Genomic DNA, 25,173 nt, shown 5'->3' on the forward strand with positions numbered 1-25,173 from the left:
CCGATGAACATAACGAACATCTTTGATGTTTGAAAGATTGCATTTTGAACATCAATGGTGTTCTATCGCTGATGTGGCAAGTACGGATCGACTGAGACGGATCACCGAGGCGGTACGCGACGCGGGCAGTGCCGGCGTCGCGGAGCTGGCTGCCCTGACCGGCGCGTCGGAGATGACCATTCGCCGCGACCTGGAGACCCTGGCCGGGCAGGGCATCCTGGAGCGGTACCGCGGAGGAGCGAGGAGCCTGCTGCTGCGCGGCGACGAACCGCCCTTCGGGCTGCGGGCGACGGAGGGACTGGAGGCCAAGCGGCGCATTGCCTCCGAGGTCGCCGGGCTGATCGCCGACGGGGAGTCCGTGGTCCTCGACAGCGGTACCACCTGCCTGGAGGTGGCCCGGGCGCTGGAGCACCGGCGCCTGACGGTCATGCCGCTCTCCCTGCACGCGGTGAACGCGCTGACCGGAGCGCCGGACCTCACGCTTCTGGTGCCGGGCGGCCGCCCCCGGCGGGGCGAGCTCGCACTCACCGGCCCGCTCGCCGAGGCATCGCTGGCCGCCCTGCGTTTCGACACCGCGGTCATCGGCTGCTGCGGACTGAACGCGGCGAACGGCCTGACCGCGTACGACTTGGACGACGCCGCCACCAAGCGGGCCGCGATCGCATCGGCCCGCCGGGTCATCGCGGTCACGGACGGCGCGAAGTTGTCCCGTACCGCCCTTGCCTTCGTCGCGCCCGCCACCGCACTGCACGCCGTTGTCACCGACGAGACCGCGCCCGAGGACGAGGTCGACGCATTGGCTGCCGCGGGCGTGCATGTGCGACAGGTATGACCTGTGCGTCAGTTGAACGGCACGCGCCCCGGCGTTCCGTGCTGATGCTGTCCAGATGTGAGTGCTCGCCGCGGTGAGCGCGCTGCGGAGCAGCAGCCTCCGCTGCCCGGTGGGCCGGTCGCCGCTGCTCCACCGCACATGGTTATTCGTGATCGAGATCCATTCCTGCGGCAGGCCGCGAGGGTCGACGACCGCCGCTATTGGCCCTGGTCCGCGTGGCGTTGGCGGCGAGCAGGGCCAAGCCGAGCGGCGTGAGTGTGTGCAGCACGCTGGTCGCGTAGCGGACGCTGGCGATCAGCTGCGAGTCGCGCAGCGCCTTGGTGTGGAAGGTGACGGTGCCAGGGGATATGCCGAGAGAACGGGCCAGTTCACTGCCGGTGGCCCCGGTGGCGGAGGCACGCAGTACAAGTGCACGAGTGCGGCCCAGCAGCGTGGTCAGCGGGACCGCGTCGGCGTCGGCGATGTCTGCCGTTGCGGCCGCTCGCTCGTGGCGCATGGGGTAGACCAGCACGGGCGGTAACTCGGGGTCGGCCAGCACCACGGCTGAACCCCAGCAGAAGTACGAGGGCACCAACCGCAGTCCTCTGCCGCCCAGATGCAGGTCCGCGTCGACGGTGGGGTGGTCCGCCTCGAGGACGGGGCTGCGCCAGCGAAGGCCCGGACCCAGGCCGGACAGCATGTCCTCGACTCCTCTTCCCAGCAGGGAACGGGTGCGGAAGACCCGCTCGGCCTCGATGCGGGTGCGAATGGTCGCCTCGTGCGGCGCGATGAGTGCGTCGTAGTACGCCCTCAGCCCTGCGGTCAGCTCGCTCCTGTGCTCAGCGGCGGCCAGCCGAGTCAGTCCGCGCGGAGTCGAGGTCACCACTCTGGTCAGTTGCTCGACTTCGGCCGCGACCCGGGCGGACGGGGTGGCGCGGATGGCTTCGAGACCGGGAGAAAGCCCCTCGCTCGCGGCGGCGGGGGTGAGGAAATCCGGAAAGTAGGCGGCGCGCGGAAACAGTGGCAGCAGCAAATGCCGCACCGTGCGCGCCAGTGCGGGATCGTTCAGCTTTTCGCAGGCGAAGCGCAGCCATGCGGCGTAGGTCCCACGGCCGCGCTTGGTCTGCAGGCGGTGGAGTGAGGCCGCTGTCTCCCACAGGGGATCGGGCTCGGCGGTCAGGCGGGTCCGGCCGAGATCGGGTCCGGAGAAGTGAATGCGGAGCACAGTACTCCTTCACGTGAGGTGCCCGTTTCAACAGAGCTCGAACAAGGTAGCTGCCCGTGAACAGCGGTGGCAATCTCTGTGAAGGTGTGGTTCAACCGGCTTCACAATTAAGTGATTCGGTTGGATTGCGTGTTTCGGTATCGATCGAGAAGGGGAGAAAATGAAGCTGGCCAAGTTCTTTGCTGCCGCGGCTGTGGCTGGAATGTCCATTGCCGGTCTTGCGGTCCCCGCGGGCGCCACGGAGCACAATGGCGTGTGCGAGTCGGGCGAGTTCTGCCTCTGGTACAACCCGAACTATGCGAACGGCATCTGGGACATGTACTACTCGGACCTCAACCTCAACGACAACTACTTCATCGGCAACTCCAGCCAGCGGGTCGGCAACAACTCCGCCTCGGCCAAGAATCTGGACTCCCTGCGGTGGTACGTCTACTTCGGGACGAACAAGACCGGTACGTCCGGCTGGTACGACTCCGGTGAGGCCAACTCGCAGATGACGAACTTCCGGAACCAGATCGAGTCCGCCTCGTACTGATCCCCGGCCCGGCCGGCCGGCGGGGCTCGCAAGCCACGTCGGCCGGCCGGGGTGCACGCACCCACCCCTGGAGCCTGGAGACAGCCATGTTCGCACCCGGGCGCAGAAAGCCCGCGCGCCTCCCGTCCGCTGCCGCTGCCCTCCTCGTGGCCTGCGTCCTTGCAGGTTGCTCGGCCGGTGCGGGGCAGTCCGGGAAGCATCTCGAAAACCCCGCGGCGCAGTCCCTCCGTATCCCCACGGCCGTGGAAGCCGCTCGCATGGAGGTGCCGTTGGCCCGTTACACCGTCGGCCTGGCCGACGGCCGCGCCATCAACGCGGCCGAGAGCCGCCTCGTCGCGCAGTGCGCGGCGCGCTACGGCCTCACCTTGGCACCCGAGCGGCGGGACGGCGGCGCGGAGCCCGGCACCAGTGTGGAGCGCCGGTACGGGATAACCGACCGGAAACTGGCCGCGGTGAGCGGGTACGGAATGGGCGACAAGCCCGCGAAACGGAGCGCCGAACCACATACGAAGATCCCCGAATATCTCCGGACGGCAATTCTTTCCGGCCGCGGACCGGCCACCGTGAACGGCCGCAAGGTGCCGGACCAGGGGTGCAGCGGAGAAGCCCGCGAAACGCTTGCGAAAAGAGCGGCTCCCAGTCGCGACCAAAATCTTGCCCTCAGCCTCATGGACGAGAGTTTCTATGTGTCACAACGCGACCCCCGGGTGCGGAAAGTGATTTCCGGATGGTCGGCCTGCATGCAGCGCAGTGGTTACGACTACAACGATCCGCTGGACGCGGCAGGAGATACCCGTTTTGGTACCGGAAAGACCCGGCTGGAGCGCGATGTGGCATTGGCGGACATTGACTGCAAGGAAGCGGTGAATCTCACCGGCATCTGGTTCGCGGTGGAGTCCGAATATCAACAGGGACAGCTCGCCGAGAACCGGGCACAGCTCGAGGACGCCTCTCGAGCGGGTCGGGCACGGGTCGTCGCCGCACGAGGGATTCTCGATCGGGCCGGGAGCTGAAGGGGGTCGCCTGGTCCGCTGGGTCGACCCCGCCCGAAGCCGTACCGAGTTCGTCGTGGCCACGGTCAGGTCGTGGGACCGACCGCTCTCGTGTCGCGTACCGTTCAGTTACCGCGTGGCGTCACTCGACTGTGCGCCCTCTTCGGCAGACGTTCCGTCGCCGACGAACAAGGAAACCGGGCCGACTCAGCACAGCTCCGACAACGCGCGGGTCAGCGGCTCCAGCACGGCCGGTGTGTACGGCGGACGCAAGTAGACGATCGCGAGCTCCGCGCCTGCCGCGTGGCGAGCCGCGGCTGTTGCGGCCGGTCGCTGCCAGGTCGCCGGTGAACTGCACTTGGCCGGACAGCAGGATCTCCGCCGGGTCACGACCGACGTCCGTACGGTGCTGATGCAGCACGTCCCGCGCCCCGCCGAACCGTTCTGGTGTGCCACTGTCGAAGTTCCAGTGCTGGGCGAATCGGGCCGCGGTGCGGAGTCTGCGTTTCTCCCCACTGCCGCCGATGCAGATCGGCGGGTGCGGCTGCTGCACAGGCTTGGGGTTGCATCGCGCGTCGGTCAGTTCGTAGCAACTGCCTTTGAAAGTGATGGTCTCCTGCGGCGACAGCAGTCCGATGAGCACCTCGCAGGCCTCTTCGAACGGGTCGCTGCGCTGCCACCCAGCTCGATGCCGTAGGCGCCGGAAGACTTCCTGCTCGTTCCAGCCGGCACCGAGGCCGAGCGCCAGTCGTCCGCCGGAGAAGATGTACGCGGGCGCGGATCTGCTTGTGGGACTTGTTGTGGGCCTGTTTCCAGCTGGGCAGTTCTACGCCTTTGCGGCGGCGGTAAGGCATCACGCGCCCGGTGCCCGGATAGCCGCCGTCGGCGATCCTTGTGGTCTTGCCGACGGCAGCCTTCGCGCCGGACTCCTTCCACGCCTTGCAGTCGTTGCGGTTGCCCGGCAGGGGTCGGTCGACCACCACGACGAGCCGGGTGTCGGCGGCGATGACGACCTGGTGGTTTGTGGAGTACCGATAGTTCTTGGACCGCTCGGCGATGGTGTGGTCGCGGGTGGGTGCCAGGGGCCTCCACGATGAGCACGGTATCCTTGCGGAACCGTTTGCGCGGCTGGAGCGCGAGAGATGGGCCGAGGTGGTCGATGATGCGTTCGACCGCGGACTGCGAGCTACTGAAGAGCGGAGCGAGTTGGCGCGTCGTCAAGTTCGTTCGCCAGTAGCCCGCCACGAGCAGCACCCGGCCCTCCAGCGGATGAGCTCACAGGCGCCCCTTCGGACCGGATCTGCAGCTTAACGGCGCAACGTGGTCACCGGCATACCGAAAGGACGCAGGCTGAGCTCGGTGAACGAGGCTATCCAGACAACTCAGGGCCGCAGCGCGTCAAGTTCGGCCGCGGTCAGGCGACTTTGTTGTCGAACGCGGACTCCTCGATCTGAGGTGCCCGGCGAGGGCGAATGCGGCCGGAACACCACGACTGACGACCTCTGAATGGACCTGGCTGCTTGGCGGCAATAGACGGAACACCATTGAGGAGGGCGTTCTCGGTGGGGCGGGATCAATTGTCCCGCAGCCTCCGCATCGCCGGCGGCGGTACCGTGCGACGCGTCTGCAGGCAGCGGACCAGGCCGAACTGCCTGCCTGGAGAGCGGAACACAACACCTCCCGCCTCCGCGCACAGGAAGAGTTGCCGTACGGGGCCCGACGACGACGGACGGGGGCGGCTGAGGCTGGGTGATTCGTGGCACCGGCGGTGTTCGGCGAGGTGGTGTTCGACGGGGATGAACTGGCCTGGCCTGGCCAGGCCGAGGTCTGGCCGCAGTAGCTGTTCCAGCCTCGGTCGTGCTGCTGTCTGATCTGACCAGGTAGATCACGACAGCTACGTACACGATTCCACTGCCGCTCGGGTGATCTTCGACTACGACACGAGCGGCTCGCGATCATCAGTTCGGCGGCGTTGAAGAATAGCTCTACCCGTGCCTATGGGCGATGTGACACGCATGCAAGTTGAGCACACCCACGATATGCGCGCAATTGCGGTGTGTTTACTTCAAGTTCCGCAAGGAAGGTCCTCTGGTGAGTCGCAAAACCATCCGTAATTCCCGGCTGAAAACAACCACGTTGGTATCGGCGAGCACACTTGCCGTAGTGCTCAACGTTGTTCCGAGCACGGCGGCCATGGCCGACGCGATCCACAGATCTGGTACCGAGCACAGCTTCGGACTACCTGGCCCGAACGGAGCCATTTCCGCTGACCGGGACCGGGACCGGGACCGTGGCAAGGACAAGGACAAGGACAAGCACCGTGGGCCGAAGGGAGACCGAGGAGAGAGGGGTCCGCAGGGTCCGCAGGGTACCCAGGGCGGTACGGGTGTGCAGGGTCCGCAGGGCACTCAGGGTGATACCGGTCTGCAGGGTGGTGCGGGTGTGCAGGGTCCGCAGGGCACTCAGGGTGATTCCGGTCTGCAGGGTGGTGCGGGTGTGCAGGGTCCGCAGGGTACCCAGGGTGATACCGGCGTCGGGGTGCAAGGCCCTCAGGGTGATTCCGGTCTGCAGGGTGGTGCGGGTGTGCAGGGTCCGCAGGGCACTCAGGGTGATTCCGGTCTGCAGGGTGGTGCGGGTGTGCAGGGTCCGCAGGGCACTCAGGGTGATACCGGTCTGCAGGGTACCCAGGGTGATACCGGCGTCGGGGTGCAAGGACCTCAGGGTGATACCGGTCTGCAGGGTGGTACGGGTGTCCAGGGTCCGCAGGGTGACACGGGGGTTGGTGTGCAAGGCCCGCAGGGCACTCAGGGTGATTCCGGTCTGCAGGGTGGTACGGGTGTCCAGGGTCCGCAGGGCACTCAGGGTGATACCGGTCTGCAGGGTACCCAGGGCGATACCGGCGTCGGGGTGCAAGGACCTCAGGGTGATTCCGGTCTGCAGGGTGGTACGGGTGTGCAGGGTCCGCAGGGTACCCAGGGTGATACCGGCGTCGGGGTGCAAGGACCTCAGGGTGATTCCGGTCTGCAGGGTGGTGCGGGTGTCCAGGGTCCGCAGGGCACTCAGGGTGATACCGGCGTCGGGGTGCAAGGACCTCAGGGTGATTCCGGTCTGCAGGGTGGTGCGGGTGTGCAGGGTCCGCAGGGCACTCAGGGTGATTCCGGTCTGCAGGGTGGTGCGGGTGTGCAGGGTCCGCAGGGTACCCAGGGTGATACCGGCGTCGGGGTGCAAGGACCTCAGGGTGATTCCGGTCTGCAGGGTGGTGCGGGTGTCCAGGGTCCGCAGGGCACTCAGGGTGATACCGGTCTGCAGGGTACCCAGGGTGATACCGGCGTCGGGGTGCAAGGACCTCAGGGTGATACCGGTCTGCAGGGTGGTACGGGTGTCCAGGGTCCGCAGGGTGACACGGGGGTTGGTGTGCAAGGCCCGCAGGGCACTCAAGGTGATTCCGGTCTGCAGGGTGGTACGGGTGTCCAGGGTCCGCAGGGCACTCAGGGTGATACCGGTCTGCAGGGTACCCAGGGCGATACCGGCGTCGGGGTGCAAGGACCTCAGGGTGATTCCGGTCTGCAGGGTGGCACGGGTGTCCAGGGTCCGCAGGGCACTCCGGGTGATACCGGTCTGCAGGGCGGTACGGGTGTCCAGGGTCCGCAGGGCACTCAGGGTGATTCCGGTCTGCAGGGTGGCACGGGTGTCCAGGGTCCGCAGGGTACCCAGGGCGATACCGGCGTCGGGGTGCAAGGACCTCAGGGTGATACCGGTCTGCAGGGTGGCACGGGTGTCCAGGGTCCGCAGGGTGACACGGGGGTTGGTGTGCAAGGCCCGCAGGGTGACCCGGCGGCCGCTGGCACCTTTTACGTCACGGTCGCCGACACCGCCACCCCTAATCTGTCGACCGCTTCCTGTGCTCCCGGCGACATCGCCGTCGGCGGCGGCTGGGACACCTCAGTCGATACGGTCGTCAACTATGATGGGCCAATCCCCGCCACGGAGGGTGCCGCACCCACTGGGTGGCAGGTCACGAGTGACTCAGGGGTCCCTCTCACTGCCTACGCGATCTGCTCAGGCACACCGTAGCCACGTGTGAGCGACGACGTGGGGAGCACGACCGCTTCACCCGCGGATGAGTGACGGTGCCCTGGGGCCTTCGGCTTTTGCGGGCACCGTCAGCATGTCCCGCGAGTCGGGTCAGCGGCGTAGCGGGCCTTTGGTCCGTTCGATGACCCATCTGCGACGGCCGAGCCGTTGGCTGGACTCGATGCCATTGCGGGCGATGCGGACTCCGATCCGCTTGTCGCCGTCCGGCCCCACGTCCTCCTGTCTGCCGACTTCCAGGTCGACCCGGAGCGATACGTAGCGCCGGCCACGGCAGAGGGCGATGGACCGCGTCCTCGGCCGGTCAGTCCTTGCTGTCTTCTGCCGCCGCGGATTCCGCTACGGCGGCGGCCGATTCGGCGGCATCCACGAGTTGTTTCATGTGGGTGACCTCTGCGGGGCCGGTGGTCACGGGACGGTCGGCGCTTCCGCTGCCCTTCTCGTCACCGCCCTGACTGCAGCCGGTGACGGCAGTGAGAAGCAGGAGGGCGGCCGCGACAGCGGTGGCGGTGCTGCGGGCCATCAGTTCTTGCTCCCGTTGTTGTCGGCCTTGCACCAGGTCTTGACCGCGGTCAGGTCCTTCCGGCGCTTCTCGAGGGTGGGAACGAGGGAGCGGCGGAAGGTGAGCTTGTCGTTGAGGTAGGTCTCGATCTCGGTGTGACCGGCTGTCTTTGCGTTTTCCACCCGCTTCGCCAGCCGGGCGATGGAGCCGCGCCGTGTCGCGTCCGCGCCGAGGCGGTTCAGGGCCCGTTCGAGACGCTTCTCGATCTTCGGTACCCGCTTGCACAGTACCTGCGCTCCGTCTCCGGTCGGCGTGGCGTTCGGCGCAGGCGTTCCCCCGCCGGCCGAGGCCGTGCCTGCGGCGGCGAGCAGTGCGCTGACAGCGGTGAGAGCCAGGGCAGCGGTCTTGGCGGTCCTCATGACGGTGTCTCCTCCGGAAGCGGGCGCAGGGCCCACGTGCCTGCGCATGCGGAGAAGTTAGGAGCCATCCTTGTGGAAACCTTGTGGGCGCTCGGCGGTTGTGATCAGCCAGTCCCGCTCGGCCGGCAAGGGGATCGCGGTCTGCCTGCTGTCTCGCACGGGGAGCCGGACCTCGATCCGCGTGCCCCGGTCGCCAGGGCAGTCCTGAATCCGGACGTGGCCTGTGTGAAGGGCGGTCTGTTGCGCGACCAGGGTCAGGCCGAGTCCGGAGCCGGGGCTGTCAGGTCCGCGCTCGAAGCGATGGAACACGGCGTCACGCTGCGAAGGAAGGATGCCGGGGCCACGGTCGTCGATCGTCAGCACGGCGGTCGATCCCGGGGGGTGTCCGCCCGCTCGAAGGCCCAGTTCCACTCGTGCGCGTCCGTCCCTGCTCCGTCCGTGAATCAGGGCATTGGCCAGGAGGTTGTCGATGATGGTTCGCACCCCGGGCTCCCAGGCGTGCACAATGAGACGCGGCATGACCGGCACAGTGATCTCCGCCGTGGGGTGCCTGCGCCTGGCATCGGCCGCGGAGGCGTCGATCACTTCGGTGAGGTCCACCGGACCGAAGGCCTCGGCCTCGACCAGGTCGCCCCGTCCGAGTTCCCTGAGCATCACCAGCAGGCCCAGCAGCCGAGCGTGCTCGGCCTGGAGATCTCCCAGGACCTCGTCCTGGTCCGCCGATGCGAGGTCGGGATGCTGCGCGAGGATCTCCAGGTTCGTCTGCATGCTCATCAGAGGGGTGCGCAATTCATGGGCCGCGGCGGCGGCGAACGACCGCGCGGTGGTCAGGGCCTCCGTGGTCCGCGCGGCCTGTTCGTCGTAGCGGGCCAGCACGGTCTGAAGAGTCCGGGCCAGATCGTCGACCTCGATGACCCCGGTCCGTGTGTGGTCGAGCCTGGCCGCGTCCACCCTCGGGTCGAGGCCGCTGGTGCGCTGTTGCAGTCGGCGCAGCGGGCGGCCGGCCCGTGAGGCGACAGCCAACGCCATCAGACCGGACGTCACGGCTGCCAGCAGCGCCACGGTCACCACGCGTCGGCGTACGAGGGCCAGTTGGTCCTTGCTCGCGGTGTCGGGGGAGAACAGCCACAGTGTGCCCTGGACGCCGGGGCGAGAGCTCTGCACGCGGACCGACAGCACGCGCCAGCTCCTGGCCCCGTCCTCGACGGTGACCGGCGTCCGCGCACGGGTCGGCAGGGGTACGGAGCCGTCGGGCTGCGGGCCGCCCGAGACGGTGCCGTGCGGTCCCGTCAGCCGGATGCCGACGTCCAGGCCGGAGGCGTACAACTGCCGCTCGCGGGCTTGCTCGACCGCTGCGGGACGGTCGGCGGCGGTGACCCGCAACAGCTGGCGGGCGTTCACGGCGGCTACGTCGGCGCGCTCTCGTAGATGAGCGTCCTGCTCAGCATGCAGGTCATGGGCGACCAGCAGGAGCAGCAGCCATCCTGCCGCCAGCACCAACACCGGCACGGTGGCACCGACGGCGAGCGCAATGCGCGTGGCCAGCTTCACGTGTTTCCGCCCCCGTTGTCCGGGCGCAGGACGAAACCGACTCCTCGCACGGTATGGATGATCCGTACCCGGCCGCCGCTCTCGAGCTTGCGCCGCAGATAGCTGACGAAGGTGTCGACGGCATCGGTACGCACCTCGACGTCGTATCCCCAGACACGCTCCAGCAGCTGGTCCCGGGTGAGTACGATCCCCGCATTGCGCGCGAGGACCTCCAACAGCTCGAACTCCCGCCGGGTCAGCGCCAGCATCTCGCTGTCCCACCGTGCCTCACGGGAAGCCGGTTCCAGCACCAGACTGCCGACGCGGACCGCGTCCGTGTTCCTCGGCGGCCGCCGGCGCAGCAGAGCATCCAGCCGCAGCACCAACTCCTGCAGCGAGAACGGCTTGATCAGGTAGTCGTCGCCGCCCGCCTGCAGCCCGGCGATGCGGTCCGCCGTCTCGTCCAGCGCCGACAGCATCAGCACGGGCAGGTCGTTGCCGTCCTCGCGCAAGGCCCGGCACACCTGGATTCCGTCGAGATCGGGCATGGAGATGTCGAGGACGACCACATCGGTCGGTTCCCGGCGCACATGAGCCAGAGCAGGCCGCCCTCCACCGGCCAGGGCTACCGCGAAACCGGCCAACCGCAGTCCCCGCTCCAGCGAACGCCGGATCGCCGGATCGTCGTCCACCACCAACACCTGTCCGCGACCGATGCCACTCATCCGGCCCTCCCTCTTGCGGTCCCTGCACCGGAGCGGTGCACACCTCACGGTGACTACCGGGACAATGCCAGAGATGTGTCCCGCTCATCCCTGGATGCCTGATCGAGGATGTGAGAGGGAGCGGTTGTCCGGTCGGGCACCGTGCGACTGCGGTGAACGGGCGGCCTGCTCAGAAGGTCGTTTGGAGTGAGACTGTCCTGAGTCAGGACGGACTGCCCGGCCTCGCCGCAGCTGCCAGTGCCGGCTGGAGGCGGCGGGCGGCGTTGAGGTGGTCGGCGGTCCAGATGATGCGGACGGCTGTGCCTGTGGCCAGCCCGTTTTCGTCACGCAGGTCGTGGCGGAGGGAGTGGACCAGGCGGGCCTCGGCGGCAGGATTGCGCGGCAGCGGATCCGGGGGCGAGGTGTGCCGACCGAGGCTGATCGCCAGGTCGCGGTACCAGCCGGACACTCGGCCGGCGACGTCCAGTAGTACGAGGCCGGCTTCGGCCCGGTCCGCTTCGGTGTGCTGTTCGCTGCCGCGCCATAGTCCAAGCACGGCGTCGGCGGCGAGGCGCAGTCCGACGATGCCGGTGACCAGGGCGGTCATGTCCGCCAGCGGCACACGTTTCGGGCCGCGTTCGGCGAGGTAGCTGCGGAAGGCGTCGTCGAGTCTTCGGGCGGCGGCCGCCGCCTGGCGTCTCTCCTGCAGTGGGGCGTCGGCCCGCGCAGGCGCGGAGCTGCAGTGGCTGACCGCGTAATCCACCGCTCCGGCCAGATACCGGGCGCTGTCCGTGTACGCCTCGGCGAGGGCCTGGTTGACGGCGGCGGCGGCGCCGTGCGGCCAGAAGAACAGGCCTACCAGGACACTTACCGCGCAGCCGATGCCGATGTCCTGGATCCGTAGCAGCGCGATGTGCCAGTCCGGGTTCTGGTCGATGTTGAACAGGATCACCAGGGTGATGGTGAAAGCCGCCTGGCCGGCGGCGAAGGAAATGGCTGAGGGGGCGATGCCGGCGATCAGCACGGCGAGCGGCAGCAGGAACCAGAGCAGGGTGCCGTGGTGGCCGATGAGATGCAGCAATCCGGCCCCGATGAGCGAACCCGCGATCGTGCCGCCCAAGGCGCGGACCGCGTTCTGCCCGGTGTTGAGCGCGTTCGAGCGCAGCACGGAGAGCGTCCCCAGGAGTACCCAGAACGAGTGCTGAACGCTCGTCAGGTCAGCGAGGGCAACCGCGATGCCCAGGCCGACCGCTCCCCGGAGGCTGTTGTGCAGCCAGACCGAGTTCGGCCGGAGATGGGCGGCTGCCCGCTCGCGGGCCGACGCCAGCGGTCGAGCCAGGGCGCCGGGCTCGCGGCCGAGCAGCCGATCCCGCCAACTGCGTCGTTGGGCCGCCGCTGCCAGGTCCACGTTGCTTGCGATCTGGAGGGTTGCGAAACCCAGTTCCTGGGCTCGGAACGACACGTCCAGGGTTTCGATGAAGGCGCGGGGCTCCCACTCCGTGCCAGGCCCGGGCAGGTGCATGGGCAGCCGGGTGGTCGCCCTGCGTTCCATGGCGGTCATGGCCTCGTGCAGGTCGACCGAGGCGGTTCGGAGCGCGTCGGGTGCGCCGTACGGTGCGTCGAGCAGGCCGGCCGCCTGGTCCAGGACCGCGGCGGCACCCTGCCGGACGGCGTATGCCTCGGGATCGCAGGTCAGGCGGCCGCTGTGCGGGGGGCTGCTGTCGGCCACGATGGTGCTCAGCCAGGTGAGTTCGTCGACCAGACGGACCAGGGCGCGGGAACTGGTGGACAGTCCGGTCGGCCGATAGGGGGTGGCGTCGAAGGCAGTACGGAGGTCGGATGCCGCTGCAACAGCCTGATCGGCGGTGTCCTTGCACTGCCGGGTGCTCGGTGCGTCAGGCTCTTCGGTCAGCCGGTGGGTGTCGGCACGTAGTTGTGCTGCGGCGGTCCGGCAGACACGGGCGGCGTGCGCAGCGAGCGGGTCGGCGGCGGGCCGGGGCCACAAGAGGGAGACCGCGAGCAGGGCGCCGGCCGCCGCAAGGCCCGCTCCGGCGAGTCGGTCGGCCAGCTGGGACAGCGGTGCGGGCGAGGTCACCGGCAGGACGAAGGCCAACAGCAGAGCGGTCGTCGCCTCCGCGAGGACAGAACTGACCACGCCGGAGAAGAGCACCAGGAAGCCGACCACGACGGTGATGATGACCGCGAGCCAGGTCTCGTCGGCCACGAGCGTGCCCAGGCAGATGAGCGCCGCCCAGGCCATCGCGAGGCCCAAGTGCGCGCGCAGCCGCTGCACCATCGGGCCGGTGAACTCCACCAGCAGCAGCATCGAGAACGAGCCGAAGGCTGCGAAAGTTGCCATCGTCGGCGAGTGGAGCACTTGGCTGCAGAATGCGAACAGTGCCGGCATCACCAGTGCAGTGCGTGCGGCCCGGCGGGTCGCAGCCAACTCCGGATCGTGGGTACGCAACCACTCAAGGGGCCGCCCGAGCCGGACGTGGCCCGGTGTCTGCATTCGCTCGCACACCTCCTGCCGCGGGGCGCCCGCGTATCCCATCGATCGAGAGTATCTGCCGAGCGGTCCGCCCGGCCCAGGGCTCGCAGAGCGTTGAGTGACGCTCCACCTGTGGGTCGTCGCCGCTACTGCCCTATTGGGTGCACGCCCTGAAGAAGCAGCAGGCACACGAATTGTCGGAAGACGGTCCCCCGCCAGATATGTTGCAGCGCCCTCCGGCCGCTTTCTGTCCCGGCGAACCGTCTGTGGTCGGGCAGGCGGTTGGCGTCGCGCGCATCCTGCACGACGACGGCAGTCGCCCAGGCCGAGTTACCGGCTCACCAGGACCACGACATGGGGCGGGGATCTTACGAGGCATCTCACCGCAGGCGCTCCCGGGGCCCTGATATACGCTCCGCGCACCACATCGGGGCCGGGGAGAGGGACATGCACGTATGCGCAGGACAAGAGGCGTAGCTGTGGCGGCGGGGGCGGCGGCGCTGACGCTCGTCACCGCGACGGGCGCGCACGCCGAGGGGCGGGGCGACATCCGGGTGACCAAGACGGTCGTCGATCACGGGACCAACGTCATCGTGGGGACGTCGAAGACCATCAGGTACCCGATCGTCATGACGATCAAGGACAACTCAGGGGTGAAGGGGGTGACAAGGGTCAGCACGTTCAGCTCCAGCAGCGGCAGTGGGGTCGTGGAGCAGGACGGTTCCGTGACGTGCGTGAAGCAGAGCGCCACGACGTCGGTCTGCACCGCGATGATGAAGATCGTCCCGGGCTGGATGCCCGGGTACTCGACAGACGACGCCAACGTGATGGCCGGGGTGTGGACGGTGAACGCGACGGTCAAGGCCAACGACGGTGACTACTGGATTTCCGACGGCATCGCCTCGTACAAGGTCAAGCGTGCCGCGACCCTCGTCACCAACGCCTCGCCCGAGCCGGTGAAGAAGGGCGGCAAGATCACCGTCACCGGCAGGCTCACGCGGGCGCACTGGGAGGACCTGAAGTACTACGGGTTCACAGGGCAGCCCGTGAAGCTCCAGTTCAAGAAGGCCGGCGCCACTTCGTACACGACGGTCAAGACCGTGAAGACCGGCAGTGGCGGAAAGCTCAGCACCACCGTGACCGCGGCTTCGGCCGGCAGTTGGCGCTGGTACTTCGACGGCACGACCACGACGATGCAGGTCGCTTCGGCCGGCGACACCGTTCAGCTGAGCTGAGCTGACGAAGGCCAAGGCGTACGTCGCAAGGGGCCCGGTGTGTTCACCGGGCCCCTCCGTATGGGCCCCGCCATCGCCGGCGTCCTTGTCCCGCAGTGACTGGAGGCGGGGGTGAGGGTGAGGACGTCGGCGGAGTGCACCGTGGAAAGCAGCCCGGGCCGACGTCGTCTGATTCTCTGTCAGTCAGCCGCCATGGCACGCCGGACGCATTCGCGGAGGAGGATGCGACGCGGCTCGTGTACTTCGGGGGGTTCCTGAGCGGTTGCCGCGTAGACGTTGCTGACCGGTGACCAGGCCATGGACATGGCAATGACCATGGCCATCACGTCGAACGGGTCTCCCTGGCGCACCAGACCGGCGGCTTGGGCTTCGGCGATGGCGCGCAGCTTGTGGTCGTCGAGGCGGTCGCGGTCTTCCACCAGGTGACCGGCCGGGCGGCGCTCCAGGCGCGCCCAGGTGGCCAGCCGGATGAGGTCGGGGCGGCGGAGGTACTCGTCGTAGAGGCGTACCGCCCAGTCCGCAAGGTCGGTGGCGTCGATCGGGACAACGTTCGTGATCCGCTCCAGCGAACCGAAGAAGATGGCGTCGAAGAGCCCTTCCTTGCTGCCGAAGTAGGTATACAGCTGCGCCTTGTTGGTGCGGGCCGCGGCCACGATCCGCTCGATGCGTGCTCCGGCGATCCCGTGCTGGGCGAATTCCTGGGTGGCCACATCGAGGATGCGCTGGTAGGTCGCCGCACCACGCGAGGTCAGGGGCTGGTCTGCCATGCCGGCCAGGCTATCAAACAGAACAGTTGGTTTGCCTTGAGGTCCCGGTTGCGTCTACCTTGAAATAGACAGAACAGTCTGTTTGAGGAGATGTGCTGTGCGAACGACACTTGGCTGGCAGGCGGACGGTACGACGGCGGCACTGCGGCGAACGCCGCTGAAGCGGCGTGATCTGCGTCCGGAGGACCTCGCGGTCCGGGTGGACTACTGCGGCGTCTGCCACACCGATCTGCACGCCCTCCGCAGCCACGACGGCGACGAGGCCCGTCCGCTGGTGCCGGGGCACGAGTTCACCGGCGTGGTGACCGAGATCGGACCCGCGGTCACCCGCTTCTCCGTCGGCGACCCCGTGGCGGTCGGCAACATCATCGATTCATGCGGCCGGTGCCCGATGTGCCGGGCCGGTCAGGAGAACTTCTGTCACGCCTTCCCGACCCTGACCTACGGCGGCGTCGACCGGCAGGACGGATCGACCACCCTGGGCGGCTACTCCCGCGAATACGTCGTCCGCGACCGATTTGCCTACCCCCTTCCCGCCGGTCTGGATCCGGCCGCTGCCGCTCCACTGCTCTGCGCCGGGATCACCGTCTGGGAACCCCTGCACACCCTGGGTGTAGGACCGCACAGCCGCGTCGCCGTGGCGGGACTGGGTGGCCTGGGTCATCTCGCGGTCAAGATCGCCGTAGCGCTCGGCGCCGACACCTCGGTCATCAGCCGCTCACCCGACAAGGCCGACGACGCGCGCCGGCTCGGCGCCCACGCTCTCATCGTCTCCACGGACCCGGAACAGATGGCCGCCGCCCGTGACCGGTTCGACGTCGTCATCGACACCATCTCCGCCCCGCACGATCCCGGCCCGTACCTGCGCCTGGTCGCCATGGACGGCACCCTCAGCCACCTCGGGCATCTCGGGCCCGTCACCGTGGAGACCATGGACCTGCTTGTGGGACGCAAGAAGCTCAGCTCGGCAGGCAGCGGCGGCCGGCCCGCCACTGCCGCGATGCTGGACTTCTGCGCCGAGAAGGGCATCACCGCCGAGATCGAACTGCTTCCCTCGGCGCAGGTGAACGAGGCCCTGGACCGCCTCGGACGCAACGATGTCCGCTACCGCTTCGTACTCGACATGTCGGACTTGGGTTGAGCGGTGAGGGTGTAGGGGGCTCAACCTGCCTCGGCGTGGCACCCTGTCACTGAACCACCTTCTCACTCCCGGGAGTTCGAGTTCTCCAGTAGGCCATGGCCTCCGCGCCGAAGCCGGCCACTACGAACAGGCATCCCAGCCGGAAGAACGACGTGCTCTGCCGCGCCACTCCGCCAAGCAGTATCCCCACCATGCCGAGGACGGGAAGAAAGACCGCGCCGATCGTCCACCACTGGCCTTTACGAGCTTTGCCGATCGCGGAGGCCAACCCGAGCACGAAGGCCGGCGTTACCGCTGCCATCCACATGGCAGCCGTCCGCCGCGTCCTGGCCTGCCGTGTAACTCGAGGACCGCCTGGCGGAGTTGCTCATGGAATACGTTCAGTGCTCCATCCGCAGATCTTGATGGTCCGGATCGGTATCTTTACCGTGTGCCCGAACTGATCGCGCCCACCACCCGCCTGTACGCCGCCTGGCGGGAAGCACATGACGAGTGGGGTCCTGGCCTCCACGAGGACGGATTCGGGCTGGGGTCGTCCGACGAGGTCGACTCGCCGGACGGGTTCGCGGCCTGGGTGGCGCTGCTGGCTGACGAGTCGGGTCCGAAAGCCGTCGAGACCGGCCGGGGTTGTACATATCGATGGATCGTCGAGGGCGACCGGGTGCACGGCGGGATCGCGTTGCGGCACGGGCTCGACGACTACGTGCTGCAGTTCGGCCACATCGGCTACGGCGTCCGGCCGTCTTCGCGTCGGCGCGGGCTGGCCACCTGGGCGCTGGGCCGGATACTCGACGAAGGGCGGACGCTCGGCCTGGAACAGGTGCTGATCGTCTGCGAAGTCGACAACCTTGCCTCGGTGAAGACGATCGAGCACCAGGGCGGCGTCCTCGAGGGCGTCCGCGACACCGAACACGGCCCCGTGCGGCGGTACTGGATCAAGATCTAGTCCGTGATCTTGCCGGAGGGGTCTGAGTGGACGCGGCTGCGGCTGCTCCCGCCTGCTGGGTTGCATTTCGAGACCAACCGTATGCTGGCACCATGAGGCGGACATCCTTTGCCCACTGGCCCTGCTCGGTCGCTCGCACCATGGATCTCCTGGGGGACTGGTGGACACCGCTGGTGCTGCGGGAGGCGTTCTACGGGATCCGGCGATTCGACGCGTTCCAGGAGTCGCTGGGAATCGCGCGCAACACGCTCAACGACAGGTTGCGGCGGCTGGTGGACGAGGGGCTGCTCGTCAAACAGCCCTACCAGACCGACCCGGTGCGCTACGACTATGTACTCACCGAGAAGGGCCGCGACTTCTACACCGTGCTGCTGGCGATGAGTCGGTGGGGGGACCGCTGGCTGGCAGGCGAGCAGGGCCCGCCGGTGACGCATTTCCACGACGTCTGCGGACAGGAAAGTCACGCCGAAGTGGTCTGTGCCGCCTGTGGCGAGCCGATGACCGCCGAGAACACCCACCCTCGGCTGGGTCCGGGCTATCCGCCTCACCTGGCGGAACGGCCGGACGTGCAGGAGCGGTTCGCGGACTGACACAGCGTTTCGGCAGAGACCGCGCCAAGCCTTGACAGGTAAGTCTATCTACGCAACTTTGGTGGTCAGGCCCTGTTTGCGGCAGGGATCTTCGGTATTGACAAGGGAGTTGTCGGGCCATGGAGTGGACGGGCGCGCGCTATGCGGACACACCCACGGTCGAGGTGCAGGCCTGGATCGCCGCCCCGCAGGAGCGGGTGTGGGAGCTGGTGTCCGACATCGCACTGATGCCGCGCATGAGCTCGGAACTGCAGTCGGTGGAGTGGCTGGACGGGGCGACCGGTCCCGCTCCGGGGGCCCGTTTCGTGGGCCGGAGCAAGCACAAGGCGCTGGGAGAGTGGGCGACCACCTCCCACATCGTGGAGTTCGAGCCGCCGCGGGTGTTCGCCTGGGCGGTCGAGGACCCCGAACACCCCACGGCGATCTGGCGGTTCAGCCTTGAACCGCGGGACGGCGGCACGCGGCTGCGCCAGTGGATGCAGATGGGACCGGCCAGGTCCGGCCTGTCCTTCGCGATCGACCGGATGCCGGACAAGGAACAGAAGATCGTCTTCGTGCGGATGCGGGAATTCGAGGACAACATGGGCGTCACTGTCGACGCGATCAAGAAGCTGGCCGAAAACCCCGGAAAGACGGGTGCGTGATGCGCACGTCGACCACGATCGAGGCGTCCGGGGGCAACTGGTCGGAGACGGTGGACTTCGTGACCGAGGCCGAGAAGCTCGGCCTGGACATCTGCTGGGTGGCCGAGGCGTGGGGCTCGGAAGCGCCGTCACCCCTGGGGTACCTGGCCGCGCGGACGGATCGCCTGCTGCTCGGCTCCGGGATCATCCAGCTCGGCACCCGCACGCCGATGGCCATCGCCCGAGCAGCGATCACCTTGTCCCAGATCTCCCAGGGGCGGTTCGTGCTGGGGCTGGGGCCGTCAGGTCCGCAGGTGATCGAGGGCCTGCACGGTGTCCCGTTCACCCGCCCGCTGTCGCGGATGCGGGAGACCGTCGAGATCGTGCGGAAGGCGATGGCCGGCGAGAAGCTCTCCCACGACGGGCGGGAGTTCCAGATCCCGCTGCCGGGCGGGGACGCGAAGCCCATGCGCCTGTCGATGCGCGCCGAGCACGACATCCCGATCTACCTGGCAACCCTCTCGCCGAAGATGCTGCAACTGACCGGTGAGATCGCCGACGGCTGGCTGGGTACCAGCTTCGTACCGGAGGGGGCGAAAGGGGCTTACTTCGACCATCTGGACGCAGGTCTGGCCGCTGCCGGGCGCTCGCGCGCCGACCTCGACATCTGCCAGGGCGCCGAGGTGGCCTTCGCCGAGGACGAGGACGCGTTGCGCGCGATCGTGGCGGGCCGCAAGAAGGAACTGGCCTTCAGCCTGGGCGGGATGGGTTCCGGCGACAAGAACTTCTACAACGACGCCTACAGCCGTCAGGGATGGGCCGAGGTGGCGGCTGAGGTCCGGCAGCGCTGGCAGGCCGGGGACCGGCAGGGGGCGGCCGGGCTGGTCACCGATGAGATGGTGCTGGGCACCACGCTGATCGGCACCGAGGACATGGTGCGCGAGCGGCTCCGGGTATGGCGCGACGCCGGGGTCGACACCGTCCGCTTCTACCCGGCCGGCGAGACGCTGGACGCCCGGCTGGCCACCCTCGGCCGCGCCCTCGACCTGGTCCGTGACATGACTGGGACTGCATGACGGCGTCATCCGCGGTGGAGTCGGACAGGCGTCAGCCGGGGTGGTGCGGGTCGAGGCCCGCGCGCGAGCGGGCACAGCGCAAGCCGCTCGCCGCCGGACTGATCGGCCGCTCGACAGCGAAGGAAACACCCCGGCTCAGCCCACCCGGCCTTTGCCCCAGGGGGCAAAGATCAAGTCAGACCCGCGTTCCGGTCGGCAACACGGCACGGGCGATGCCGGTGAGGTTGCCCTGCGCGACGAGGATCTCGCGCCGGTTCGATCCGTCGATACCGGCCGCGTAGACGCTCCCGCCCAGGTCGGTCACGTACACGCGGCCGCCGTCCGGATCGAGGGCGAGGCCGATGCCTTCCATCAGGTGGGTCAACAGGATCTCGGGCGTCCGCTGCCCGTCCGGGGGCTCCATCGGCGAGCGGTTCAAGCTGTTGCCCCGCGGCGGATCGCCGCGATCCGTCCAGTACAGCATGTGCTCCGCGAGGTCGAGCTCCAGGTCGATCGGCTCCGGCAGACCCTCGAACAGCACCTCGATGTCGCCGCGTTCGGCCGCTCTCTGCCCGGCGGGCAGATCGATTCCGGCTCGTAGGATCTTTCCGAGCCCGGCGTCACTGGGGCCTTTCTGTGTCCAGTAGAGGTGTCCGCCCACAGGGTCGACGGCGACTCCCACGCACCATCTGGTCTCGTCGCGACGGTCGTCCTCTCCCTGGCCCGTCTGCACGAGGGTTTCGACGTTCGAGCCGTCGAGGTCGCAGCGCATCACGCGCATGCCCTCGCGGTCACCCCAGTACAGCTTCCGGCCCGCGGCCTCCAGGTGGAGTTGCTTGGGCGTGTGCGTGACGCCGCTGGGGACGATCGTCGTCCGGTTGCCTCCGTCCAGGTCCACGCGTTCGATCGAGCCGTCGTTCTCCGGTGGAAGGCCCATGTTCGTCCAGTAGATGTGCCCGGCCGCGACATCGACGGCGACCCCGTCGGGGATCCTGCACCCGGTGACGACAACCTGCTTGTCGGAACCGTCGGGGTTCACGGAGAACAGCCGACCGCCACTGCTGGCCTCGAGCACGAACAGTTTCTCCCGGGACCCCGTCACGGTCCCTCCTGCGCCGGTTGATCGGCTGCGGCGCTCGGCGGGCCGGACGGGTCGTACTGGGCGCGCACGGCCAGCAGGGCCGAGAGCATCGCGTCGCGCCGGGCGGCCAGTTCATCGACCGAGCGGCCGCCCGCCTCCTCCCGGACGCCGCCCACGATCTTCTCCTTGAGCTCGGGCGTGAACTCGGGCGTGCCCAGTTCCTGCCAGGACGCCACCATCCGAGGCATGAGGGTGTCCATGAAGTGCTCGATGCCGCCTTCTCCTCCGCCGAGATGCCACAGCAGATGGGGGCCCATGACGCCCCATCTGAGCCCCGGTCCCCAGGACACCGCGTCGTCGGAGTCCGCCACGTCGAGTACCCCCTCCTGGACCAGGTGGACGACCTCGCGGTACAGCGCGGCCTGGATACGGTTGGCGACGTGCCCGGGAAGTTCCTTCTTGAGGTGGATCGGCTTCTTGCCGATCGCGGCGTAGAACGACATGGCGTCCCGGATCGTCTCCGGGGCGGTCTTCGTGCCTCCGACGACCTCGACGAGCGGGACGATGTGCGGGGGGTTGAAGGGATGGCCGATGACGGTCCGCTCCGGACGCCGGCACTCGGCCTGGATGACGCTCATCGTGATGCCCGACGAACTCGACGCGATGATCGCGCCCGGCGGCGTGGCGTCGTCGATGTCGGCGAACAGCGGGACCTTGAGCTCCGGGCGCTCCGGCGCGTTCTCCTGTACGAAATCGGCGTCCGCGACGGCCTGATGCAGGTCCGTGGTGAAGCTCAGGCGATCGGGCGAGGCACCAGGCGCGAGCCCGATCGAGGCCGCAGAGTCCCATGCCGCCTCCACGTACGAACGCAGGGCCGCCTCCGCGGTGGGGGCGGGGTCGGTCGCCGTCACGTCGAAGCCCCGGACGAGATAGTGCGTCGCCCAGCTCGCACCGATGGTGCCGGTACCGACGATTGCCACGCGGTGGACGGGTCTGTGCGCATTCATGTTGGTCACTGCTCCTGGGAGTCGTACGCGTGCTGCGAGGGAGGTGGGCGGCCGACCTGGCCGGCTTCAGCGGCCGTGCCAGACAGGGGCGCGCTTCTCGGCGAACGCCTGTGCGCCCTCCTGCGCGTCCTCGCTGGAGAACAGCCCGCTCGTGAGCTCGTCCTGGCGGGTGAAGGCGTCACTCTCGTTCAAGCCCTGCGTTTCACGCAGAACCTCCTTGACGGCCGCCAGCGCCAGCGGTGCGTTCCGCGCGACGCGCTCCGCCAACTCGCGGGCCGCGTCCAGCGCGGCGCCGGGTGGGGTCAGCTCATTGACGAGGCCGTACTCCTTGCCTTCGGCTGCGGTCAGCGGCTCGCCCGTGAGCAGTACGCGCGCGGCTACGTGGTACGGAAGGCGGCGCGGCAGCCTGACCAGTCCGCCCTCTGCCGCCACGAGACCACGCTTGACCTCGGGAAACCCGAACCGGGCGTCCTCGGCGGCGACGATCAGGTCGCAGGCGAGCACCATCTCGAAGCCGCCGCCGAGCGCCCAGCCCTCGACCGCGGCGATCAACGGCTTGCGCACCACCGCGCGGGTGAGCCCGCCCAGTCCCCGGCCCGGCAGCAGGGGCAACTCGCCCTTGGCGAAGGCCTTCAGGTCCATGCCCGCGCTGAACACCCCGCCCGCGCCCGTGAGTACGCCGACCGACAGCTCCGGGTCCGCGTCGAGCAGATCCAAGGCCGACGCGAGGCGTACCGCGACCTCGTGGTCCACGGCGTTCTTCTGCGCCGGGCGGTTGAGGGTGATGGTCAGCACGCCGCCGCGGCGCTCGTGGAGCACCGTGTCGGACGCTTCGGACGTCGTGTTCATGGCGACGCCTCGCCTTCCGTGGTGCCGGGGATCGTTCCCTGGGCGCGCAGCTCGGCGATCTCGGCAGGGCCGAATCCCAGCTCGGCGAGGATCTCGTCGTTGTGCTCGCCCAGGTCGGGCGCTCGCTTCGCCGCCACCTTCGGCACCCCTCGGAGGTTGACCGGACTGCTGATGGTTTCCTCCAGCCCGCTGACTCCTTCGAGCGGCACCACGATGTCGTTCGCGCGCAACTGAGGGTCCTGCGCGGCCTGCTCCGGCGTCTGAATGAGGCTGTAGGTGACGCGTTCCCGGCCCAGGGCGTCCTTCCAGTGGGCGAAGGGCTGCGTGCGGAACTCGGCGTCGAGCAGTTCGCTCAGCGCGGCGGAGTTCTTGACGAAGCCCTCGATGTTCGCGAAACGGGGATCCTCGAGCAGCTCGGGGTGCCCGATGGCCCGCGCCAGTCCCGGCCAGTGCGGGGGAGAGGCGACCAGCATGAACCACTCGTCGTCCGCGGTCCGGTAGGGGTTGATCAGCGGGTTCGCCGGGGTCTTCCGGTCGTGCAGCTCGAACGGCGTGCCGCCGGCGAGCGCGCCGGCGACGAGCGTTCCCGTGGCCCAGACGCCCGCGGCGAGCAGCGACGTCCCGACACTGGCTCCTTGTCCCGTGCGCTCACGGCGGTACAGGGCGGTCACGATCGCCGCGTAGATCGCGATCGCCGACATGTAGTCGCCGCTGCCCCAGACCGGCACGGTCGGCGGGGCTCCCGCGTCCCGGGTGGAGGCCAGCAGGCCGCTGCGCGACCAGGCCGCGGTCAGGTCGAAGCCCGGCTGCCCGGCGTCAGGGCCGGTGTCCCCGAAGCCGGTGATGTCGGCGTAGACGACCCGTGGGTTCCAGCCCGCGACCTCTTCGTAGCCAAGGTGCAGCTTTTCGCGTGTGCCGTGCGGGAAGTTGGTGATCACCACGTCGGCCCACTCGACGAGGCGCTTGAGGACCGTGGTGGCCGACGGCGACTTCAGGTCGATCACCATGCCGCGCTTGTTGCGGTTGGCGAGGTGCCAGCTGTAGTTGGCCTGCGCCCGGGGACTGGGCGGCACGGAGCTCAGCCGCCGCTGCGGATCGCCCGTCCCCGGCGGCTCGATCTTGATGACGTCCGCTCCGAAGTCGGAGAGCACGGTGGCCGCGGCCGGTCCTGCGATGAAGCTCGACGCGTCGAGGACCTTCAGGCCGGTGAAGACGGATTCGGTGGTCATCTTCATCACCTCACGAAGGCGCTCAGGCCGCCGGTCACGGCACGGCCGACGATCAGGGTCTGGATCTCCCGCGTGCCCTCGTACGAGTAGATGGCCTCCGCGTCGGCGACGAAGCGGCCGATCTTGTAGTCGAGGATGATGCCGTTGCCGGCCAGCAGCTCCCGTGCCCACCCAACGTTCTCGCGCATCCGCACGGTGCAGTAGGCCTTCGCCAGGGCGGACTGCTCGTCCCTGTACACCCCGGCGTCCTGCAACTGGGCCAGGCGCACCATCATCCCGCACGAGGCCGTGGCATTGCCGAGCATCTTCACCAGCAGGTCCTGCACGAGCTGGAAGCCCCCGATCGGGCGCCCGAACTGCTCGCGCTCCTTCGCGTACTGCAGGGCGATCTCGTAGGCGCCGAACATCACTCCTACCGCCTGCCACGCAACGCCGCTGCGGGTCTGGCGCAGGATCTTGGCGGTGTCCTTGAACGAGTTCGCGTTCTGCAGCCGGTTGGCCTCCGGGACGCGGCAGCCGTCGAGCACGATGTCGGCGTTCTGCACGATCCGCAGCGCCATCTTGTTCTCGATCTTCGTCGCGGTGAACCCGGGGGTGTCCTTCTCCACGACGAAGCCCAGCACGTGCTGTGTCTCGACATCGCGGGCCCAGATGACGACCAGGTCGGCGAACGTCGCGTTTCCGATCCACCGCTTCGCGCCGTCGAGGATCCATACGTCGCCGTCGCGGCGTGCGGTCGTCCGCAGGCCGCCGGCCACGTCGGAGCCGCCGTGCGGCTCGGTCAAGCCGAAGGCGCCGATCTTCTCGAAGCGGCTCATCGCCGGCAGCCATCGCCGCTTCTGTTCGTCGGAACCGCAGGTGAGGATGGTGCCCATGGCCAGACCCGTGTGCACGCCGGCGAACGTCGCCACGGACGCGTCGACATGTGCCAGCTCCAGCGCGATGAAGCCCGCGAGGAGGTTGCTCGGCCTGGATTCCGGGGAGTCCGGGTCGGCCCAGTCCATCAAGCCGAGCTTCCCGAAGCCCTCGACCAGCTGGAAAGGGAATTCGGCCCGGGCCCAGCAGTCGTCGACGATCGGGGCGACCTGCGTGCGGAGGAACGCGCGAAGGGACTCGACCTTCTCCCGCTCACTGTCCGACAGCAGTTCCTCGTACGCGTAGAAGTCGGCGGGCAGCAGCCCTCCGTCCAGGTAGGGACCGGACGGTGTCGGCAAAGCCGCTGTGCCGCTCATGGCAGTCTCCCTCAAGCGCTGTGGGGCGTGGCCCGGGGATCCGCGCCCGTCAGCGCTCTCCGTGCCCGGCGTTCCGGTTCTCGGACGCGATTAAACGCGGATCCGGAGCCGGTCCCT

At 68.5% G+C, this 25,173-nt stretch carries 24 protein-coding genes and 1 pseudogene; 9 read left to right on the forward strand and 16 right to left on the reverse strand.

Annotation, left to right across the window (positions count from 1 at the left end):
* The first annotated feature begins 73 nt into the window (after positions 1–73).
* A complete protein-coding gene (locus OHB49_RS37545) occupies positions 74–832 on the forward strand; it encodes a DeoR/GlpR family DNA-binding transcription regulator (RefSeq protein ID WP_329165360.1) in 759 nt (252 codons plus the stop codon).
* A 142-nt stretch (positions 833–974) separates the two neighbouring features.
* Here OHB49_RS37545 and OHB49_RS37550 read toward each other — a convergent pair whose 3' ends face one another.
* The gene (locus tag OHB49_RS37550; RefSeq protein WP_329165361.1) at positions 975–2,036 is read right to left on the reverse strand and encodes a winged helix-turn-helix transcriptional regulator; all 1,062 of its coding nucleotides are present in this window, start codon (positions 2,034–2,036) and stop codon (positions 975–977) included.
* A 160-nt stretch (positions 2,037–2,196) separates the two neighbouring features.
* On the opposite strand from OHB49_RS37550, the gene OHB49_RS37555 reads away from it, so the two are divergent.
* The gene (locus OHB49_RS37555) at positions 2,197–2,571 is read left to right on the forward strand and encodes a peptidase inhibitor family I36 protein (protein ID WP_329165362.1); all 375 of its coding nucleotides are present in this window, start codon (positions 2,197–2,199) and stop codon (positions 2,569–2,571) included.
* A gap of 242 nt (positions 2,572–2,813) precedes the next feature.
* The gene (locus OHB49_RS37560; protein ID WP_329165363.1) at positions 2,814–3,584 is read left to right on the forward strand and encodes a hypothetical protein; all 771 of its coding nucleotides are present in this window, start codon (positions 2,814–2,816) and stop codon (positions 3,582–3,584) included.
* Between the two features lie 121 nt (positions 3,585–3,705).
* Here the strand turns inward: OHB49_RS37560 and OHB49_RS45930 are convergent, their stop codons facing one another.
* The 8 genes and pseudogenes from OHB49_RS45930 to OHB49_RS37600 form a co-directional block, all read right to left on the reverse strand.
* Entirely contained in the window at positions 3,706–4,329 is a 624-nt protein-coding gene (locus OHB49_RS45930; RefSeq protein WP_443079687.1) for an LLM class flavin-dependent oxidoreductase, read from the reverse strand.
* Positions 4,274–4,936: pseudogene (locus tag OHB49_RS37565) on the reverse strand (transposase family protein); the annotation flags it as partial. The pseudogene OHB49_RS37565 and the gene OHB49_RS45930, both read right to left, overlap by 56 nt.
* 865 nt (positions 4,937–5,801) lie before the next feature.
* Positions 5,802–7,379 (reverse strand): hypothetical protein, encoded by a 1,578-nt coding sequence (locus OHB49_RS37570; protein WP_329165364.1) that lies wholly within the window; start codon positions 7,377–7,379, stop codon positions 5,802–5,804.
* A gap of 580 nt (positions 7,380–7,959) precedes the next feature.
* Positions 7,960–8,178 carry a hypothetical protein gene (locus tag OHB49_RS37580; RefSeq protein ID WP_030973091.1) on the reverse strand — a complete coding sequence of 73 codons (219 nt, stop codon included), beginning with the start codon at positions 8,176–8,178 and terminating at the stop codon, positions 7,960–7,962.
* The gene (locus OHB49_RS37585) at positions 8,178–8,576 is read right to left on the reverse strand and encodes a hypothetical protein (protein WP_030973092.1); all 399 of its coding nucleotides are present in this window, start codon (positions 8,574–8,576) and stop codon (positions 8,178–8,180) included. Before OHB49_RS37585 ends, OHB49_RS37580 begins: the two co-directional genes overlap by 1 nt.
* A 57-nt stretch (positions 8,577–8,633) precedes the next feature.
* Positions 8,634–10,127 (reverse strand): sensor histidine kinase, encoded by a 1,494-nt coding sequence (locus OHB49_RS37590; RefSeq protein ID WP_329165365.1) that lies wholly within the window; start codon positions 10,125–10,127, stop codon positions 8,634–8,636.
* Positions 10,124–10,831: a response regulator transcription factor gene (locus tag OHB49_RS37595; protein ID WP_329165366.1), complete on the reverse strand. Its 708-nt coding sequence runs from the start codon at positions 10,829–10,831 to the stop codon at positions 10,124–10,126. The genes OHB49_RS37590 and OHB49_RS37595 overlap by 4 nt, the downstream gene beginning before the upstream one ends.
* A 202-nt stretch (positions 10,832–11,033) precedes the next feature.
* The gene (locus OHB49_RS37600) at positions 11,034–13,169 is read right to left on the reverse strand and encodes an FUSC family protein (protein WP_329165367.1); all 2,136 of its coding nucleotides are present in this window, start codon (positions 13,167–13,169) and stop codon (positions 11,034–11,036) included.
* 587 nt (positions 13,170–13,756) lie between these two features.
* On the opposite strand from OHB49_RS37600, the gene OHB49_RS37605 reads away from it, so the two are divergent.
* Positions 13,757–14,536 (forward strand): hypothetical protein, encoded by a 780-nt coding sequence (locus OHB49_RS37605; RefSeq protein ID WP_329165369.1) that lies wholly within the window; start codon positions 13,757–13,759, stop codon positions 14,534–14,536.
* A 179-nt stretch (positions 14,537–14,715) separates the two neighbouring features.
* Here OHB49_RS37605 and OHB49_RS37610 read toward each other — a convergent pair whose 3' ends face one another.
* Complete coding sequence (locus OHB49_RS37610; RefSeq protein WP_329165371.1) at positions 14,716–15,303, reverse strand: TetR family transcriptional regulator; 588 nt, start codon at positions 15,301–15,303, stop codon at positions 14,716–14,718.
* A 97-nt stretch (positions 15,304–15,400) separates the two neighbouring features.
* Here OHB49_RS37610 and OHB49_RS37615 point away from each other — a divergent pair, with 97 nt between their 5' ends.
* Positions 15,401–16,444 (forward strand): NAD(P)-dependent alcohol dehydrogenase, encoded by a 1,044-nt coding sequence (locus OHB49_RS37615; RefSeq protein ID WP_030973104.1) that lies wholly within the window; start codon positions 15,401–15,403, stop codon positions 16,442–16,444.
* A 46-nt stretch (positions 16,445–16,490) separates the two neighbouring features.
* Here OHB49_RS37615 and OHB49_RS37620 read toward each other — a convergent pair whose 3' ends face one another.
* Positions 16,491–16,751 (reverse strand): hypothetical protein, encoded by a 261-nt coding sequence (locus OHB49_RS37620; protein WP_329165373.1) that lies wholly within the window; start codon positions 16,749–16,751, stop codon positions 16,491–16,493.
* Between the two features lie 123 nt (positions 16,752–16,874).
* Between OHB49_RS37620 and OHB49_RS37625 the strand changes: the two genes are divergently transcribed.
* From OHB49_RS37625 to OHB49_RS37640, 4 genes are all read left to right on the forward strand, one after another.
* Positions 16,875–17,390 carry a GNAT family N-acetyltransferase gene (locus OHB49_RS37625; RefSeq protein WP_329165374.1) on the forward strand — a complete coding sequence of 172 codons (516 nt, stop codon included), beginning with the start codon at positions 16,875–16,877 and terminating at the stop codon, positions 17,388–17,390.
* Between the two features lie 92 nt (positions 17,391–17,482).
* A complete protein-coding gene (locus tag OHB49_RS37630; RefSeq protein ID WP_329165376.1) occupies positions 17,483–17,980 on the forward strand; it encodes a winged helix-turn-helix transcriptional regulator in 498 nt (165 codons plus the stop codon).
* Between the two features lie 119 nt (positions 17,981–18,099).
* Complete coding sequence (locus tag OHB49_RS37635) at positions 18,100–18,624, forward strand: SRPBCC family protein (RefSeq protein ID WP_329165378.1); 525 nt, start codon at positions 18,100–18,102, stop codon at positions 18,622–18,624.
* On the forward strand, positions 18,624–19,679 hold the full coding sequence (locus OHB49_RS37640) for an LLM class flavin-dependent oxidoreductase (protein WP_329165379.1): 1,056 nt from the start codon (positions 18,624–18,626) through the stop codon (positions 19,677–19,679). Before OHB49_RS37635 ends, OHB49_RS37640 begins: the two co-directional genes overlap by 1 nt.
* A 175-nt stretch (positions 19,680–19,854) precedes the next feature.
* Here OHB49_RS37640 and OHB49_RS37645 read toward each other — a convergent pair whose 3' ends face one another.
* The 5 genes from OHB49_RS37645 to OHB49_RS37665 all read right to left on the reverse strand — a co-directional run bounded on the left by OHB49_RS37645 (position 19,855) and on the right by OHB49_RS37665 (position 25,056).
* On the reverse strand, positions 19,855–20,760 hold the full coding sequence (locus OHB49_RS37645; RefSeq protein WP_030973115.1) for a hypothetical protein: 906 nt from the start codon (positions 20,758–20,760) through the stop codon (positions 19,855–19,857).
* Positions 20,757–21,746, reverse strand: coding sequence for a 3-hydroxyacyl-CoA dehydrogenase NAD-binding domain-containing protein (locus OHB49_RS37650; RefSeq protein ID WP_329165380.1), 990 nt, complete (start codon positions 21,744–21,746; stop codon positions 20,757–20,759). The genes OHB49_RS37645 and OHB49_RS37650 overlap by 4 nt, the downstream gene beginning before the upstream one ends.
* A 66-nt stretch (positions 21,747–21,812) precedes the next feature.
* The gene (locus OHB49_RS37655; protein ID WP_329165382.1) at positions 21,813–22,595 is read right to left on the reverse strand and encodes a crotonase/enoyl-CoA hydratase family protein; all 783 of its coding nucleotides are present in this window, start codon (positions 22,593–22,595) and stop codon (positions 21,813–21,815) included.
* Positions 22,592–23,824, reverse strand: coding sequence for a CaiB/BaiF CoA transferase family protein (locus OHB49_RS37660; RefSeq protein ID WP_030973118.1), 1,233 nt, complete (start codon positions 23,822–23,824; stop codon positions 22,592–22,594). Before OHB49_RS37660 ends, OHB49_RS37655 begins: the two co-directional genes overlap by 4 nt.
* 5 nt (positions 23,825–23,829) lie before the next feature.
* A complete protein-coding gene (locus tag OHB49_RS37665) occupies positions 23,830–25,056 on the reverse strand; it encodes an acyl-CoA dehydrogenase family protein (RefSeq protein WP_329165385.1) in 1,227 nt (408 codons plus the stop codon).
* Positions 25,057–25,173 lie beyond the last annotated feature (117 nt).

Source organism: Streptomyces sp. NBC_01717 (assembly GCF_036248255.1).
Lineage (GTDB): Bacteria > Actinomycetota > Actinomycetes > Streptomycetales > Streptomycetaceae > Streptomyces.